This window comes from Streptomyces sp. NPDC098101, assembly GCF_044760185.1.
Classification (GTDB): domain Bacteria; phylum Actinomycetota; class Actinomycetes; order Streptomycetales; family Streptomycetaceae; genus Streptomyces.
In genome coordinates this window covers 585,325-600,102 of sequence record NZ_JBIWAS010000001.1, presented here as the reverse complement: position 1 = coordinate 600,102, position 14,778 = coordinate 585,325, and the positions used below count along the sequence as shown (strand labels likewise).

At 74.6% G+C, this 14,778-nt stretch carries 12 protein-coding genes; 4 read left to right on the top strand and 8 right to left on the bottom strand.

Translation table 11 applies throughout. The features are described from left to right. Positions 1–78: 78 nt before the first annotated feature. Positions 79–822 (top strand): enoyl-CoA hydratase/isomerase family protein, encoded by a 744-nt coding sequence (locus tag ACIQVI_RS02525; protein WP_351970579.1) that lies wholly within the window; start codon positions 79–81, stop codon positions 820–822. 12 nt (positions 823–834) lie between these two features. On the opposite strand, the gene ACIQVI_RS02520 is transcribed toward ACIQVI_RS02525, so the two are convergent. Beyond that, complete coding sequence (locus tag ACIQVI_RS02520; protein WP_351970578.1) at positions 835–1,473, bottom strand: DJ-1/PfpI family protein; 639 nt, start codon at positions 1,471–1,473, stop codon at positions 835–837. A 35-nt stretch (positions 1,474–1,508) separates the two neighbouring features. Continuing rightward, positions 1,509–2,480, bottom strand: a complete 972-nt coding sequence (locus ACIQVI_RS02515; protein ID WP_403590093.1) for a GlxA family transcriptional regulator — start codon at positions 2,478–2,480, stop codon at positions 1,509–1,511. Positions 2,481–2,617: 137 nt separating this feature from the next. Here ACIQVI_RS02515 and ACIQVI_RS02510 point away from each other — a divergent pair, with 137 nt between their 5' ends. Both ACIQVI_RS02510 and ACIQVI_RS02505 read left to right on the top strand, forming a co-directional pair. Next, entirely contained in the window at positions 2,618–3,484 is an 867-nt protein-coding gene (locus ACIQVI_RS02510; protein ID WP_403590091.1) for a hypothetical protein, read from the top strand. A gap of 95 nt (positions 3,485–3,579) precedes the next feature. Next, a complete protein-coding gene (locus tag ACIQVI_RS02505) occupies positions 3,580–6,012 on the top strand; it encodes a Tex family protein (protein ID WP_403590088.1) in 2,433 nt (810 codons plus the stop codon). 63 nt (positions 6,013–6,075) lie between these two features. On the opposite strand, the gene ACIQVI_RS02500 is transcribed toward ACIQVI_RS02505, so the two are convergent. The 6 genes from ACIQVI_RS02500 to ACIQVI_RS02475 form a co-directional block, all read right to left on the bottom strand. Beyond that, positions 6,076–6,480 carry a hypothetical protein gene (locus ACIQVI_RS02500; RefSeq protein ID WP_351969887.1) on the bottom strand — a complete coding sequence of 135 codons (405 nt, stop codon included), beginning with the start codon at positions 6,478–6,480 and terminating at the stop codon, positions 6,076–6,078. A 128-nt stretch (positions 6,481–6,608) separates the two neighbouring features. Further along, on the bottom strand, positions 6,609–8,246 hold the full coding sequence (locus tag ACIQVI_RS02495; RefSeq protein ID WP_351969886.1) for an ABC-F family ATP-binding cassette domain-containing protein: 1,638 nt from the start codon (positions 8,244–8,246) through the stop codon (positions 6,609–6,611). Positions 8,247–8,314: 68 nt separating this feature from the next. Beyond that, the gene (locus ACIQVI_RS02490; protein WP_403590084.1) at positions 8,315–8,812 is read right to left on the bottom strand and encodes a hypothetical protein; all 498 of its coding nucleotides are present in this window, start codon (positions 8,810–8,812) and stop codon (positions 8,315–8,317) included. Positions 8,813–9,157: 345 nt separating this feature from the next. After that, positions 9,158–9,460, bottom strand: a complete 303-nt coding sequence (locus ACIQVI_RS02485; RefSeq protein ID WP_351969884.1) for a hypothetical protein — start codon at positions 9,458–9,460, stop codon at positions 9,158–9,160. A 118-nt stretch (positions 9,461–9,578) separates the two neighbouring features. After that, positions 9,579–10,892: a M14 family metallocarboxypeptidase gene (locus ACIQVI_RS02480; protein WP_403590081.1), complete on the bottom strand. Its 1,314-nt coding sequence runs from the start codon at positions 10,890–10,892 to the stop codon at positions 9,579–9,581. Further along, a complete protein-coding gene (locus ACIQVI_RS02475) occupies positions 10,889–12,910 on the bottom strand; it encodes a Xaa-Pro dipeptidyl-peptidase (RefSeq protein WP_403592206.1) in 2,022 nt (673 codons plus the stop codon). The genes ACIQVI_RS02480 and ACIQVI_RS02475 overlap by 4 nt, the downstream gene beginning before the upstream one ends. Positions 12,911–13,141: 231 nt before the next feature. On the opposite strand from ACIQVI_RS02475, the gene ACIQVI_RS02470 reads away from it, so the two are divergent. Beyond that, positions 13,142–14,767, top strand: coding sequence for a M1 family metallopeptidase (locus ACIQVI_RS02470; protein ID WP_403590078.1), 1,626 nt, complete (start codon positions 13,142–13,144; stop codon positions 14,765–14,767). Positions 14,768–14,778: the final 11 nt, after the last annotated feature.

Sequence of the window (14,778 nt, the reverse complement as noted above, 5' to 3'; positions counted from 1 at the left end):
CTCGGTCATCCGGTGCCTCCTCAGCAGGGCGACCCCTTCCTGATCGTACGTTCGGGGGTGCCGGATAGCATCCGGCCCATGGAGCCGCAGCTGAAGGACAGCGTCACGGACGGCGTCGCCACCGTCGTCATCGCCAACCCCGCCAAGCGCAACGCGATGAGCGCCGGCATGTGGCGCGCCCTGCCGGGCGTCCTGGAGCGGCTCGCCGCCGACCCGGAGGTCCGGGTCCTGGTCCTGACCGGCGAGGGCGACACCTTCTGCGCCGGGGCGGACATCTCGGCGCTGCGGGAGCCCGGGGACGAGCAGCAGAGCCTGGCGGTACGGGCCGAGGAGGCGCTCGCGGCCTTCCCCAAGCCGACCCTGGCGGCCGTCCGGGGCTTCTGCGTCGGGGGCGGCAGCCAGCTCGCCGCCGCCTGCGACCTGCGGTTCGCCGAGGAGGGCGCCCGCTTCGGGATCACCCCCGCGAAGCTCGGCATCGTCTACCCGTCCTCGTCGACCCGCCGCCTCGCCGCCCTCGTCGGCCCCTCCGCCGCCAAGTACCTGCTGTTCTCCGGCGAACTGATCGACGCGGAGCGGGCGCTGCGGACCGGGCTGGTGGACGAGCTCCACCCGGCGGGCGAACTGGACAAGCGGGTCGACGCGTTCTGCCGGGTGCTCGCCTCCCGCTCGCTGCTCACCCAGGCGGCGGCCAAGGAGTTCGCCGACGGGCGGACGGACCGGGACGGGCACTGGGCGGAGCAGGCGCGGGGCAGCGGCGACACCGCCGAGGGCGTCGCCGCCTTCCTGGAGCGCCGCCCGCCCCGCTTCACGTACGGCCTCTGAACCCCGTACGGGCTACGCGGTCCCCGTCCGCCCGGCCTCCGCGCGCCACTTCGCGACGATCTCGGCCGGGGCCTTCTCCGGCGAGCCCGCGTCGTAGGGCGGCCGGGGATCGTATTCGGTGAGGAGCTGGACCGTCTGGGCCGTCTCGTCCCCGGCGATCCGGCCGAGCAGGTGGAGCCCCATGTCGATGCCGGAGGAGACCCCGGCGGAGGTGACGTACTTGCCGTCGAAGACGACCCGCTCGCCGGTGGGCTCGACGCCGAGGGCCCGCAGCTCGTCGAAGGCGAGCCAGTGGGTGGTCGCCCGGCGGCCGTCGAGCAGGCCCGCGGCGGCCAGGACCAGCGAGCCGGTGCAGACCGAGGTGGTCCAGGTGCTGGTGGCGTCGGCGGTGCGCAGCCAGTCGAGGATCTCCGGGTCCTCCATGGCCACCCGGGCGTCGGGGCCGCCGGGCACGAGGACGACGTCCGGGGCCGGCACCTCGGCGAGGGCCCGGTCGGCGACGAGCGCCAGGGTGTCCTGGTCGTTGCGGACCGGACCCCGCTCCTTGGCCACGAGGACGGTCTCGGCACCGGGGAGGCGGGAGAGCATCTCGTACGGCCCGACGGCGTCGAGGGCGGTGAACCGGTCGTAGAGAAGGACGGCGATCTGCACGGTGGTTCCTCTCGATGGGCGGTGGACGTGCGGGTTCAGCGGACGGACGGGCGGAAGCGGCGGCGGTACTCCGCCGGGGCGGTCTCCAGGGCCTTGAGGAAGGCGCGGCGCATCGCCTCCGGCGTCCCGTAGCCCGAGGCGCGGGCGACCTCCTCGACGCCGAGCGGGGTGTCCTCCAGGAGCCGGCGGGCGTGTTCGAGCCGGACCCGGTCGACGTAGCGGCCGGGGGGCGTGCCGGTCTCCGCGTGGAAGGCGCGGGCGAAGTGGCGGGGCGAGAGCCGGACGCGGGCGGCGAGCGCCTCGACGGAGAGGTCCGCGTCCGGGTGCTCGGTGATCCAGTGCTGGAGGTCGCGCAGCGGCTCCCGGCGGGCGGTCTGGGCGGAGAGCTGGACGCTGAACTGGGCCTGGTTGCCGGGGCGGCGCAGGAAGACGACCAGGTGGCGGGCGACGGTGAGGGCGGCGTCCCGGCCGAGGTCCTCCTCGACCAGGGCGAGCGCCAGGTCGATCCCGGCGGTGACCCCGGCCGAGGTGGAGACGCGCCCGTCCCGTACGAAGATCGGATCGGGCTCCACGTCGACCTCGGGATAGCGGCGGGCGAGGTGCTCGCAGGCGTTCCAGTGGGTGGTCGCCCGGTGTCCGTCGAGGAGTCCGGCCTCGGCGAGGAGCAGCGCCCCGGTGCAGACGGAGACCAGGCGCCGGGCGCGCGGGCCGTGCGTCCGCAGCCAGTCGATCAGGGCCGGGTCGGGCGTCCGGGTGCCCTCGCCGCCGGGGACGACCAGGGTGTGCGGGGCGCCGCCGGCGACGGCGTCCGCGAGCGTGGTGTCGGGGAGCAGGCGCAGTCCGCTCTGCGTGCGGACCGGGCCGCCGTCGAGGGAGGCCGTACGGATCGGGTAGGCGGACGGGTCCCCGGTGGCCCGGCCCGCACCGGCGAACACCTCGACGGGTCCGGAGACGTCGAGGCTCAGGACGCCGTCGAAGAGGACGACGAGGACGGGGCGCTGTGGCATGGCTCCATCCTTGGCGGGGCCGACCGCGTCCACAAGGACGAGGACCCCACCTTTCCTGCCATGGCCGGCCCCGCCGTGGTCGCCGGTGGAGGGGTCCGCCTGTTCCCGTCGTACCGACCAGTCGGTAACGTTCGGGCATGACGACTGCCCTGCCGCCGCGCGCCGGACGCCGCTGCCACAACGCCCTGAACCCGCTGCACTCCTCGCTGTACTTCTCCCCCGACCTGGACCGCGAGTTCGCCGCCCTCGGCTTCACCGACCAGAGCGCGATGCGGCTCGTCGCCCGCAGCGCCCCGCTCGGCGCGGTGGGCGCGGGCACGGTCGCCGCGACCTTCTACAACTACAACCACGAGCTGCTCGCCCGGCACCTGCCCGCCGTGTGGGAGACCGCCTCCCCCGCCGAGGTCCTGGCCGCGCGGCTGCGCGCCGCCGACACCACCCTGCGCCGGCTGCTCGGCGAGGACGCCGTCGCCTCCCCGGAGATGGCCGAGGCGGCGGAGCTGGCGCTGCGCGCCGCCGAGGCCTGCACCCGGCACGCCCGGCCCCTCTACTCGGCCAACGCCGACCTGCCGGTCCCCGAGGAGCCCCACCTCGCCTACTGGCACGCCGCCACCCTGCTGCGCGAGCACCGGGGCGACGGGCACCTCGCGGCCCTGCTCTCCGCCGGACTCGACCCCGTCGAGGCCCTCGCCTCCCACACCGCCACCGGCAGGGGCATGGCCCCGCGCTGGGCCGTCAGCTCCCGGGGCTGGCGGCGCACCGACTGGGAGGGGGCGGTGGCCCGGCTGCGCGACCGGGGCCTGATCGACGCCGAGGGCGAGCTGACCGAGGCCGGGACGGCCCTGCGCGCCGAGATCGAGGAGCACACCGACCGGCTGGACTCCGCCCCGTACGAGCACCTCGGCGCGGCCGGCGTCGAGCGCCTCACCGAGCTGGGGCGCGGTTTCCTCTTCGAGGCGGCCGCCGCGGGCGCCTTCCCCGCCGACCTCGTCGGCAAGGGCTGAAGGACGCGCGGAACGGGTCGGTTGCCGCGTCCGGGTGACCGACCCGGCACAATGCAGTCGCAAGCTTGAGGCACGAGAAGGCGAGTCGGGACACCGTGACGACGTCCATCGAAGCAAGGATCGCCGAGGAGCTCGGCGTACGCGAGCGACAGGTGAGGGCAGCCGTCGAGCTCCTCGACGGCGGTTCGACCGTGCCGTTCATCGCGCGCTACCGCAAGGAAGCGACCGAGACGCTCGACGACGCGCAGCTGCGCACCCTGGAGGAGCGGCTGCGCTATCTGCGCGAGCTGGAGGACCGCCGGTCGGCGGTCCTCGACTCGGTGCGCGAGCAGGGCAGGCTGACCCCGGACCTGGAGGCCCGGATCCGGGCCGCCGACACCAAGGCGCGCCTGGAGGACATCTACCTGCCCTTCAAGCCGAAGCGCCGGACCAAGGCGCAGATCGCCCGCGAGGCCGGTCTGGAGCCGCTGGCGGAGGGGCTGCTGTCCGACCCGTCCGTGGAGCCGTCGGCGGCCGCGGCGGCCTTCGTGGACGCGGAGAAGGGCGTCGCGGACGCGGCGGCGGCCCTGGAGGGCGCGCGGGCGATCCTCGCGGAGAAGTTCTCCGAGGACGCCGACCTCATCGGCGAGCTGCGCGAGCGCATGTGGGGCCGGGGCCGCCTTGTCGCCAGGGTGCGCGAGGGCAAGGAGGAGGCGGGGGCGAAGTTCGCCGACTACTTCGACTTCGCGGAGCCGTTCACGGCGCTGCCCTCGCACCGGGTGCTGGCCATGCTGCGCGGCGAGAAGGAGGACGTGCTCGCCCTGGACCTGGAGCCGGAGGAGCCGGTCGAGGGCCCCTCCTCGTACGAGGGGATCGTCGCGCACCGCTTCGGCGTGGCCGACCGGGGGCGCCCCGGGGACAAGTGGCTCCAGGACACGGTCCGCTGGGCCTGGCGGACCCGGATCCTGGTCCACCTCGGGATCGACCTGCGGCTGCGGCTGCGGACGGCCGCCGAGGACGAGGCCGTACGGGTCTTCGCGGCGAACCTGCGGGACCTGCTGCTCGCCGCGCCGGCCGGCACCCGGGCGACCCTGGGCCTCGACCCCGGTTTCCGTACGGGCGTGAAGGTCGCCGTGGTGGACGCGACCGGCAAGGTCGTCGCCACCGACACGATCCACCCCCACGTCCCGGCCAACAAGTGGGACCAGTCCCTGGCGACCCTCGCGCGGCTCGCGAAGGAGCACGCGGTCGAGCTGGTCGCGATCGGCAACGGCACGGCCTCCCGCGAGACCGACCGGCTGGCGACCGAACTCATCGAGAAGCACCCCGGGCTGAACCTGACCAAGGTGATGGTCTCGGAGGCCGGCGCCTCGGTCTACTCGGCCTCCGCGTTCGCCTCGCAGGAACTCCCGGGCCTGGACGTGTCGTTGCGCGGCGCGGTCTCCATCGCCCGGCGGCTCCAGGACCCGCTGGCGGAGCTGGTGAAGATCGACCCGAAGTCGATCGGCGTCGGCCAGTACCAGCACGACCTGGCCGAGGTGAAGCTCTCGCGTTCGCTCGACGCGGTGGTCGAGGACTGTGTGAACGGCGTCGGCGTGGACGTCAACACCGCCTCCGCGCCGCTCCTCTCGCGGGTCTCGGGCATCAGCTCCGGCCTCGCCGAGAACATCGTCGCCCACCGGGACGCCAACGGCCCCTTCCGCTCCCGCCGGGCGCTCAAGGACGTGGCCCGGCTCGGCCCGAAGGCGTACGAGCAGTGCGCGGGCTTCCTGCGCATCCGGGGCGGCGAGGACCCGCTCGACGCCTCCGCCGTGCACCCGGAGGCGTACCCGGTGGTGCGCAGGATGGCGAAGACGACGGGCGGCGAGGTCGCGGCGCTGATCGGCGACACGGGCACGCTGCGCTCGCTGCGGGCGGACGACTTCGTGGACGAGACCTTCGGTCTGCCGACGGTGACGGACATCCTGCGCGAGCTGGAGAAGCCGGGCCGCGACCCGCGTCCGGCGTTCCGGACGGCCACCTTCAAGGAGGGCGTCGAGAAGATCGGCGACCTGGCGTCCGGGATGGTCCTGGAGGGCGTGGTCACCAACGTGGCGGCGTTCGGGGCGTTCGTGGACGTCGGCGTGCACCAGGACGGTCTGGTGCACGTGTCCGCGATGTCGAAGACCTTCGTGAAGGACCCGCGCGACGTGGTGAAGCCCGGCGACGTGGTCAAGGTGAAGGTCCTGGACGTGGACGTGCCGCGCAAGCGGATCTCGCTGACGCTGCGGCTCGACGACGAGCCGGGCGCGGAGGCGACGGGCGGCGCGGGCGGCCGGGGCCGGGGCGAGCGCGGTGACCGGGGCGAGCGCTCCGGCAGGCCGCCGCAGCAGCGGCAGGGCGGCGGCGGTGGTGGTGGCGGTGGCCGCCGGGCCGAGCGCGGTGAGCAGGGCGGCCGGGGCGGTGGCGGCCGGGACCGGGGCGCGGCCCCCGCTCCCGCGAACAGTGCGATGGCCGACGCGCTCCGCAAGGCGGGTCTCCTTGGCGAGGGCGGCGGCAAGCGGCGGTAGTACCGGCGTACGGGAAGGGGCCTCGGTCCCTTCCCGTACGGGTGTCGTCACGCCGTCACGCCGTCACGGCAGGAAGCGCAGGGCCCAGTCGGCACGATGGGCGACGGCGAGGTCGTCGTCCTCCGTCAGGGGCCGCAGCAGGCCCTCGGCCTTCTTCGGGTCCGCCTGGACCAGGTCGACGATCTCGGCGGCCAGGCCGTCCTGGTCGTCGCCGAGGTCGACGGCGGAGGCCCGCACCAGGACCGGGAGGCTGCCGGTGCCGCCGACGCCCGCGACGACGCCGCCGAGCAGTTCGCGGGCGTAGCCGTTGCGGTCCTCGACCGCCCGGCCGAGCTCGGTCTCCAGGCGCGGCAGCAGCTCCGGGCCGCCCGTCGCCGCGATCTCGTCCGCGAGGTCGATGGTCGCGTCGACGTCCGCGTCGAGGTCGTCCAGCATCGCGAGGAGCCGGGTGATGCCGTCGTCGGTCATGGGGTGCCTCCTGAAAGGTGCCGTCCACGGGGGCCGGAACCGGCCGCGCCCCGCGGAGAGCCGTCGTGCGTACAGTTCACGGCCCGGGTCGCGCCCGTGCAAGACGGGCGGCCCGGGCCGGGGGTGTCTCAGAGTTCGGTGACCCTGCCGTCCGCGACCCGGACGCGGCGGGTGGTGCGGACCGCGTCGAGCATCCGCCGGTCGTGGGTGACGAGCAGCAGCGTGCCGGTGTACGCGTCGAGGGCGGACTCCAGCTGCTCGATCGCCGGGAGGTCCAGGTGGTTGGTCGGCTCGTCCAGGACCAGCAGGTTCACGCCCCGGCCCTGGAGCAGCGCGAGCGCGGCCCGGGTCCGCTCGCCCGGCGAGAGGGTGGTGGCGGGCCGCAGCACGTGGACGGCCTTCAGGCCGAACTTGGCGAGCAGGGTCCGGACCTCGGCGGGCTCGGTGTCGGGCACGGCCGCGCAGAACGCCTCCAGGAGGGTCTCCGTGCCGTGGAACAGCTTGCGGGCCTGGTCGACCTCGCCGACGACGACGCCCGAGCCGAGCGAGGCGTCGCCGGAGTCCAGCGGGAGGCGGCCGAGGAGGGCGGCGAGCAGCGTCGACTTCCCGGCGCCGTTGGCGCCCGTGACGGCGACCCGGTCGGCCCAGTCGATCTGGAGGGTGACGGGGCCGAAGGAGAAGTCCCCGCGCCGCACCTCGGCCTCGCGCAGGGTCGCGACGACCGAGCCGGAGCGCGGGGCGGCGGCGATCTCCATCCGCAGCTCCCACTCCTTGCGGGGCTCGTCGACGACGTCGAGGCGCTCGATCATGCGCTGGGTCTGCCGGGCCTTCGCGGCCTGCTTCTCGCTGGCCTCGCTGCGGGCGTTGCGGCCGAGCTTGTCGCCGTCGGTGGCCTTGCGGCGGGCGTTCCTGACGCCCTTGTCCATCCAGGACCGCTGCATGTGGCCGCGCGCCTCCAGGGCCGCCTTCCGGCCGGCGTACTCCTCGAACTCCTCGCGCGCGTGGCGGCGGGCGGTCTCCCGCTCCTCCAGGTAGGCCTCGTAACCGCCGCCGTACAGGGTGATCTGCTGCTGGGCGAGGTCGAGTTCGAGGACCTTGGTGACGGTGCGGGTGAGGAACTCGCGGTCGTGGCTGACGACGACCGTCCCGGCGCGCAGCCCCTTCACGAAGGCCTCCAGGCGCTCCAGGCCTTCGAGGTCCAGGTCGTTGGTGGGCTCGTCGAGCAGGAAGACGTCGTAGCGGGAGAGGAGGAGGGAGGCGAGGCCCGCGCGGGCGGCCTGCCCGCCGGAGAGGGAGGTCATCGGCTGGTCGAGGCCGACGGTGAGGCCGAGCGAGCCGGCGACCTCCTCGGCGCGCTCGTCGAGGTCGGCGCCGCCGAGGTTCAGCCAGCGCTCCAGGCTGACGGCGTACGCGTCGTCGGCGCCGGGGGTGCCGTCGACCAGGCCCTGGGTGGCCTCGTCCATCGCGGTCTGGGCGGCGGCGACGCCGGTGCGCCGGGCCAGGAACTCGCGGACGGTCTCGCCCTCGCGCCGCTCGGGCTCCTGGGGCAGGTGGCCGACGGAGGCGGTGGGCGGGGAGAGCCGCAGCTCGCCCTCCTCCGGGGCGTCGAGCCCGGCGAGCAGCCGCAGCAGGGTCGACTTGCCGGCGCCGTTGACGCCGACGAGGCCGATGACGTCACCGGGGGCGACGACGAGGTCGAGCTGGGCGAAGAGGGTGCGCTCGCCGTGGCCGGCGGCGAGGTCCTTGGCGACGAGGGTTGCAGTCATCAGGGGACGCATCCTAGGCGACGGGAGGACCCGCCGAGGGGGCCGGGGGCGCCGGTGGCCGTCCCGGGTCAGCCGTGGGCGGCGCCCACCGGGACGGGGGCGGCCGCGCCCTCCCGGGGGCCGTCGAGGAGGCGGAGGAGAACGGCGCGGTAGGCGGGGCCGTGGAAGCGGTACGGGCCGGTGCCGGGGTAGCCGTCGCGCGCCGGGTCGACGGCGGGGCCGGTCCACCAGGCGAAGTCGCGCCAGACGACGTCGTCTCCGTCGCGCTCGACGACGGCCGTGACGGCTCCGCAGCCGGGGTCGTCGCAGTCGGGGCAGGAGTGGAGCACGTACCGGCCGCCGGGGAGGCCGTGTCCTTCGGTGTCGGCGCCGGGGTCCGCTTCGAGGAGGCGGCGGACGTGCGCGGGCCGGAGGACGGGCGGGAGGTCCGACGCCAGGGGGGAGACCGTGTCCGCGCCGTCGGTCTCGTCGAGCCGGTGGAGCAGCGGCCTGCCGTCGACCAGGAGGTCGGTGGGGGCGGCGGGGGTCGCGGGGGTGAGGTCGAGGCTGGTGTACGCGGACGGCATGGTCCGAGTATTTCCGCGCGGACCCGCCCGTTCCATGGCTGATCCGTCCTGGAAATGTCCCGATCCGGGTACGGCGACGGGCTCCTGCGGAGGGCTCGGTTGGGTGGACGGCCGGTCCTGTGGACGGCCGGTCCCGTGGATGGCCCGGTCCTGTGCACGACCGATCCTGCGCACGGTCGGTTCCGTGGACGGTCCGGGCCTGTGCGCGGCCCAGTCCTGTGGACGGCCGCCGCCGGAGTCGACCGGGCTCGTAGTCGCCCCCGGATCCGACCGGCCCCGAAAACGGCTGCGGGGCGGTTGCCGTCCTTTCGGATGGCAACCGCCCCGGCCGCCCCGTGCGCGGGGTTACTTGCCGAACGGCGGGCGGCTGGTGTTGTCCGCGTCGGCGCACTGGCGGGCGCGCTTCTCCAGGGCCTCGGCCTTGGCGACGGCCTTGTTGGCCTCCTTCGTGGCGCCGAGGTTCCTGAGCTTGGCGGCGCGGTCGCGCTCCTTGCGGGCGTCGGACTTCAGCTTGGCGATGTTGCAGGTGATGGCACCGGCGGCCGCGGGCTCGGCGGTCGCCGTCTGGCCGACCAGCACACCGCCGGCCAGCAGCGTGGTGGCGAGGAGGGCCGGCAGGACGCGGCGCGCGGTCTTGAGGGGACGCATGGTGATTCTCCAACTTCCGGGTCGGGACGACCCGTTCGAGGCATGGTCAGTACCAGTCGGTAACTTTACCTCGGCAAACGCGGGAATCACGCCACGGACCCCCGACCCCACAGGGTCGTCAACACTCCTCCACAGGACTCCCACTGACGAGGTGATAGGCGGCCCGCCCGTCGAGCAACAGGGGGACGAGCGCGCGCTGCGACTGCCGCAGCGGCACGAACGCCCCCGCGCCCTCGCGCCGTACGGCGACGCCGTGCAGGGCGAGTTCGTCGCCGACCTCCGCGTACTGCGCGGCGTCCAGGCGGTAGCCGCACGGCGGGTCGGCGAGGATCTCCTCCGGCTCCGGCGGGTCGTTGTCGGCGCCGCCGAGGAAGACCGGGCCCCGGTCGGCGAAGCCGGCGAGCCGGGCGCGGGCGGTGGCCGCCGCCAGGGGGCCGCGCCGCTCGTCGAGGTAGGCGAACATCCCCTTCAGGGCGGCGTGCTGGGTGGCGACCCGGCGCCGGTGGTTGCGGGCCGGGTCGTCCTTCTCCGCCCGGTCGAGCGCGTCCACCCGGGTCTCGACGAGCAGCCCGGCCGCGTGCTTGATCCCGGCCGTGTTGCGCAGGATCCGCTCCTGGCCGTCGCCCGCGACCTGCCGGACCGGCTCGCCGGTGATCGGGTCGGTCCAGATGCCGTAGATCCCGGTGCTGTGTCCGGCGCGTCCGGCGGCGGGCCGGACGTACGCCTCCGAGAGCGTCCGGGACTCGTCGTGGACGTGCGGGTCGGCGTCGAGGCTGCGCGGCCAGAGCGCGAGCAGGTCCTTCTCGTAGTACCGGGGGGTGGCGCCGTACTCGTGCAGGTCGTAGACGAGCTGGGGGCGCCGGTCGCGGACGAGGGCGGCGATCGCCCGTGCCTCGGCGGTCCGCAGGGCGAGGTGGTCGCGGTTGACGTCGATGCCGTCGGCGTTGCCCCGGGTGTCGGCCTCCCGGCCGTCGGGATTCGCGGTCGGGACGACCAGGAGGGTGGTCCGGTCGAGGAGGCGCCGGGTCTCCGGGTCCCGGGCGAACGCGAGGTCGCGCACCGTGCTCAGACAGGCCTCGCGGCCGGCGGGCTCGTCGCCGTGCTGGCTGCACACGAGGAGCACGGTGGTGGCGGCCCGGGGCGCGCCGAGGGTGACGAGCCGGAGCGGTCGGCCCTGCGCGGTGGTGCCGAGCTCGCGCAGCGCCACCCGCTCGCCCGCCCGGTCGACGGCCGCGAGGAAGTCCCGCTCCTCGGTCTCGGTGGTCCACCGGGCGCCCCGGCTCGTCTCGAAGCCGGTGCGCGGCGGCGGCTGAGCGGGGGCGCTGCCGGCCGTCTCGGCGGGGACGGCGACGAGCGGCAGGGCGAGGGCGGCGGCGCCCGCCACGAGGGCGAGCGCGCGCCGTGAACTCCGCCGTGCGGTACGGGTGCTCATCGGGCGGCTCCCGCTCCGGGCAGGCGCGGACCCGCGACGGCGGCCGGCGGTGCGGTGAGGGACGGGGGCAGGAGGAGGGACGGCGGGGCGGAGAGGGCCGGGGCCGGTCCCCTCGTGGCCCGGGCGAAGGCGCCCGCGCCGCCGACCAGCGGCAGCTCCGCCCGGGTGCGGGCGAGGTCCAGGGTGAGGGTCGGGGTGGTCGACGGCGGGTCGAGCAGGTCCCGGTCGGTGCCGCCGACGATCAGGGCGAGCCGGTGGCCGGCCGGGACGACGTGGTCGGCGGCGGCGAGGTCCAGGGTGAGGGTGTACGCCCTGCCGGGGGTCAGCGGGCGCCCCTTCCGGGGATCGGCCCAGGTGCCGAGGTCGGCCCAGCCCCGGCTGACGACCGTGTGCGGGACGGCGGCGGTGCGGGCCTCGGTCTCCTTGAAGCAGGCGCTGTCGCCGGGGGTGCTCGCGCCCCAGCAGGTGCGGTGGTCGAGGGTGGTGATGCCCTCCCCCGCCGCCGTGTAGTCGCGGATGGTGGCGGGGCCGAGGTCGACGAGGACGGCGGAGAGGTGGGCGGTGGCGGTGGTCGGGGTGGCGGTGACCGTCACCCGGGAGGAGCCGGCGATCCGCAGGTCGCGGGAGAGCGGGCGGGTGACGAACCCGGCCTTCTCGGGGGTCGCGGTGTCGATCCGGGCCGCCCAGTCCAGTTCGCCGAGGGTCGGGTCGTCGGTGAAGGTGGCGGTGGAGCCGGGGGCGGCGGGGGCGCGGCCGAGGACGCCGGGTCCGGCGGCGGCTCCGGGGGCGGTGCGCAGGGTGGTGGTCGCGGTGCCGCGCGGCGGCCAGTGCCGGTCGGTGGTCCAGCGGTCCGGGGCGCGCTCGACGTCGGCGACGGGCTCGCGGTCGATGCCGTTGTCGTAGCCGAGGAGGTAGTGGTCGAACCAGCGGTGCAGGGTGCGGACCCAGTCGGCGCGCCGGAAGTCGAAGGGGTCGACGTGGCCGGTCTGCGAGAGCCAGACCTTCCGCTCGACGCCGTGGGCGGCGAGCGCGTCCCACCACTTGCCGAACTGCCCGGCCCGGACGTTGAGGTCCTGCTGTCCGTGCACGGCGAAGACGCTGGCCTTCACCTTGTGGGCGTCCTTGACGTGGTCGCGCTCGCTCCAGGCGGCCGTCCAGTCGCCGCTGTAGGGGGTGGCGGCGGTGATCCGGTCCTGGACGGCGCCGCAGCGGGCCCGCGCGTCGGGGCTGTTGACGTAGTCGGAGAGCCAGCTCGGGTTGGCGTCGTAGAGCGGGGCGCCCTGGGAGTGGAAGTAGTCGTACCAGGAGGAGATCGCCCCGATGGGGACGATCGTTTTCAGCCCTTCGACGCCGGTGGCGGCCACGCCGTTGGCGACGGTGCCGTCCCAGCTCTTGCCGATCATGCCGACGTTCCCGGTGCTCCAGCCGGTGGCGCGGGCCGGGGCCGTGCCGGTGCGGGTGGTGTAGCCGCGGGCGCGGCCGTTGAGCCAGTCGACGACGGCCTTGGCGGAGCGCACGTCGGAGCGTCCGCCGACGTCGTCGCAGCCGTCGGAGCGGTTGGTCCCGGCGAGGTCGACGGCGACGAAGGCGTAGCCGCGCGGGACGAAGTAGTTGTCGTAGTACAGCGGGAACTGAACGGGCCCGCCGTCGGCGTCGTAGGTCTTCTTCTGGCCCTCGTTGCCGCGTCCGCAGCAGGCGTAGTACGGGCTGGCGTCCATGATCACCGGGATTCTGCGCCCGGCCGCGGCGGGCTCCCGGGGGCGGACGACGTCGACGGCGACCCGGTCGGCGCGCCCGTCGCCGTCGCCGTCGAGCCCGGTGTCGACCCAGACGGACTCGCGGACGGCGTCGGCGTACGAGTGGACGGGGCGCGACTCGCGCACGGACCCGGCCGGGGGCGCGGCGGGGTCCGTCCGGGCGCCGGCCGGGGTGACGAGGGTCGCGAGCAGCGCGGCCGTGGCCGCCGCCACGAGGGTTCCGTACGGCGCTCGGGCTCCGCGGGTGATCCGCTTTCGCATCGGCATGGGCGGGAACGTACCCCGGTCAACTCCCGTGCAAAAGAGCGCCGGAGGGAATCAGGGGTGATTCGGGGTGATCCCGGAGCCGGAGGGGTTCGTGTCGGCCGAATGGCGATCGTGTGACAGGAGGTCCTCTGGACGTGACGGTCCGTCGGGGGCCTGAATAAGGTCGAAAGCAAGGACCGACGACCACCCGCGCGTCTTACGTTTCTTATGACTTGGGGAGCACCTGTGCACCGCAGAATCATCGTTCCGAGCGCCCTCGCGGCCTCCCTGATGCTGGCGATCCCGGCGTCGGCGGCCGACTTCACCCCTGGGGCCCCGGGCATCGGCGACTCCTACTACCCCGCCAGCGGCAACGGCGGCTACGACGTCTCGCACTACGACCTGCGCCTGAAGTACGAGCCCGCCACGGACCTCCTGGAGGGCACGGCGACGATCGTCGCCACCACCAAGCAGAACCTGTCCCGGTTCAACCTCGACCTCGGTCTGAAGGTCAGCGAGGTCCGGGTGAACGGCCGGGTCGCGAAGTTCGCCGCTTCGGGCGACCACGAGCTGGAGGTCACCCCGGCCGTCCCGCTGGAGAAGAACAAGGAGATCTCGGTGGTGGTCCGCTACGCGGGCAAGCCCTCCGAGTTCAAGGTCGACGGCTGGTCGGCCTGGGCCCGCACCCCGGACGGCGGCGTCGCCGCGCAGGAGCCGGACTCGGCCGCGTGGTGGTTCCCGTCCAACGACCACCCGCTGGACAAGGCCACCTTCGACGTCTCGGTCTCGGTGCCGGCCGGTCACCAGGCCATCAGCAACGGCGTGCTCCAGTCGCAGTCCACGGCGCTGGGCCGGACCCGTTTCAACTGGCGCTCCGACAAGCCGCAGGCGACCTATCTGGCCACGCTCGCCGTCGGGAAGTTCGACATCACGACGGACCGGACGGCGAACGGGCTGCCCGTCCTCAACGCGTACAGCAAGGACCTGGGCGCCAACGCGGGCGCGGCGCGCGCCTCGGTCGAGCGCACGGCCGAGGTGACGGAGTGGCTGGAGACGGTCTTCGGGCCGTACCCCTTCAACGCGCTCGGCGGTTACGTGCCCAACGTGACCAGCGGCTTCGCCCTGGAGACGCAGACCCGGCCGTTCTACAGCCCGCGGCAGTTCGCCAACGGCGCGAACGTGTCGGTGGTCGTCCACGAGCAGGCGCACCAGTGGTACGGCGACAGCGTGTCCGTCCGGGACTGGAAGGACATCTGGATCAACGAGGGCTTCGCCCGTTACAGCCAGTGGCTGTGGTCGGAGAAGGAGGGCGAGGGCACGACGCAGGAGCTGGCGGACTACGTGTACGCCCTGCGGGGTGCCGACGACCCGTTCTGGACGGTGAAGCCGGGTGACCCGGGTCCGGAGAACCAGTTCCACGGCGCCGTCTACGACCGGGGCGCGCTGGCGCTCCAGGCGCTGCGCAACAGGATCGGGGACGAGGCCTTCTTCGCGATCCTGAAGGGCTGGCCGAAGCAGTTCGCGCACGGCAACGCGCGGGTGGCCGACTTCGTGCGGTACGCGGAGCGGGTCTCCGGCAAGCCGCTGGCCGAGCTGTTCGACACCTGGCTGTACCAGCCGTCGAAGCCGTCCGCCTCGACGGCGGACGCGGCCGGCGGGTCCGCCCCGACGGCCGCGGAGGCCAGGGCACGGGCCGGGGAGAAGCTCAAGGCGAAGGCCAGGGCGGCGGCCACGGCGAAGGCGACGGCGACGGCGACGGCGACGGCCGACGCGAAGCCCGCGCAGCCGAAGTCGTGGAAGAAGATCGCGGCGACGAACACGATCCACGACCACGAGCGCGGCCACGGGCACGGGGGCCACGGCGGTCACTGAGCCGTGCGGTG